General features: G+C 51.7%; 2 protein-coding genes. One reads left to right on the top strand and one right to left on the bottom strand.

Translation table 11 applies throughout. From position 1 onward, the window contains the following. Nucleotides 1-375: hypothetical protein (locus tag ACYVD4_RS32005; RefSeq protein WP_460952532.1), on the bottom strand; the 375-nt coding region annotated here is incomplete at its 3' end. A 350-nt stretch (nucleotides 376-725) separates the two neighbouring features. Between ACYVD4_RS32005 and ACYVD4_RS32000 the strand changes: the two genes are divergently transcribed. Further along, nucleotides 726-1,070: a hypothetical protein gene (locus ACYVD4_RS32000; RefSeq protein ID WP_460952531.1), complete on the top strand. Its 345-nt coding sequence runs from the start codon at nucleotides 726-728 to the stop codon at nucleotides 1,068-1,070. Nucleotides 1,071-1,284: the final 214 nt, after the last annotated feature.

The following is a 1,284-nucleotide window of genomic DNA, read 5'->3' as shown; positions in this document are numbered from 1 at the left end:
CTCATCCATCAGCCCTCGCGGGCGTTGGGTGATCCAAACAGTGAAAACAACGTAGTGGTCGGGTTCCGGTCGACAGGCCAATCGTCCCGCGACAGGACGGTTTGGTTCGTCAGTCGGGTCTCGGTCGACACGAGAAGCGCCCCGGTTGGGCCAGCTGACAAAAGTGAGTTGGGCACGTAGCGGTCGACAGGGCAAACGCCCCGCGACAACGTAGTAAAAACGGCTTGGCGATACGTAGTAAAAGGGCTTCACGCTCGGCTTTAAGTGGTTGGGTGCGTAGTTGTCCGCTCCGCGTGGTTTCCCTGTCTTGCGACAGGGAGCACGTCCCGGTGGCAGGCTTGGCAGCCCAACCAAATGAGGGTGTAAAGGTTGCAAGTTGTTCGTGTTGTGGTACGTAGTGTCATCATCCATCAACCCTCATGGGTGTTGGGTGGACGTAACAGGCTGTAACGTAGCGGTGGGCTTCCGGTCGACAAGGGAGCCGCCCCAGTAGGCAGTTTGTGGCTCGTTGGTCAACTTCGGTCGACACGAGAATCGCCCCAGTTAGGGAGTCAAAAAAGCGTACTTGGCACGTAACGCCGACACGAGAATCGCTCCGGCTTGGCCGACAGAAAAGGGAGTCAGGGCACTTCTCCGCGACAGTTGATACGCCCCAAAACATAAGATGAATGGCTATTAGGCTCGTGTAATTGAATGCCCAGTGCCTATACTAAGGAATGAGCAGCATGAAAGATGTGAAAATTGACGTTTGGGTCGATAACTGTGAAGTTCTTTTGGAGTCTGCTTTTCCTTTTTACAAGCCGAATCCTTTTCTAGGTGACCATCAGTTTGAATTAATCATTAGCTTTAGAGACCAAGCTTCAGCTAACAAAATCATTACACAGTATAATTTGAACATAGCGGAGGAATCCAAATGGGAAAGTTTTTTTCAACGCTTATCAGCAGTCTGGTCTGACGTTCGGGAATCCGAAGACTCGACAGCTTCTTATCTGCTTAACAGAGTTGATGAAATGCAAATAAACGCTGAGTCTATTCACCTGAAAGGGATTTGTTCTACTGTACTCAGGTAATAGCAAAGAGGCAGTTCCCCGGCGACAGGGAGCACGTCCCGTGGGAAAGCGGGGCAGCCCAACCAAATGAGGGTGTAAAGGTTGGAAGTTGCTTGTGTTCAGTAACGTAGCGTCATCGTCCATCAACCCTCAGGGGTGTTGGGTGGACATAACAGCGAAAAAACGTAGTGGTCAGCTTTCGGTCGACAGTGAGCGCGTCCCGAAGTCGGGCTGT

The sequence above is a fragment of the Spirosoma daeguense genome (assembly GCF_054776875.1).
Note: the sequence above shows the minus strand (reverse complement) of the source record. Positions and strands in the feature narration are given on the sequence as shown.

Coding starts and splice junctions, on each gene's coding strand:
- ACYVD4_RS32000 (WP_460952531.1), top strand. CDS start 726: ATGAAAGATGTGAAAATTGACGTTTGGGTCGATAACTGTGAAGTTCTT.